Consider the following 270-nt stretch of genomic DNA (forward strand, 5'->3'; position numbering starts at 1 on the left):
GTTCTGCCTTGGTCTGGTCGGCCTGATGGTCCGCCGCAACATTTTGTTCGTGTTGATGAGTCTGGAAGTGATGATGAACGCCTCTGCCCTGGCCTTCATCGTCGCGGGCGCCCGCTGGGCGCAGCCGGATGGACAGATCATGTTCATCCTGGTGATCAGCCTTGCCGCAGCCGAGGCCAGTATTGGTCTGGCGATCCTGCTGCAACTGTATCGCCGCTTCCACACGCTCGATATCGACGCTGCCAGTGAGATGCGCGGATGAACCTACTC

General features: G+C 59.6%; 1 protein-coding gene. It reads left to right on the top strand.

All coding sequences use genetic code 11. The features are described 5' to 3' along the window. Positions 1-262: NADH-quinone oxidoreductase subunit NuoK (nuoK, locus tag AAEY83_RS15360; RefSeq protein WP_502945198.1), on the top strand; the 262-nt coding region annotated here is incomplete at its 5' end. Positions 263-270: the final 8 nt, after the last annotated feature.

The sequence above is a fragment of the Psychrobacter sp. TB20-MNA-CIBAN-0197 genome (assembly GCF_040309765.1).
Taxonomy (GTDB): Bacteria; Pseudomonadota; Gammaproteobacteria; order Pseudomonadales; family Moraxellaceae; genus Psychrobacter; species Psychrobacter submarinus.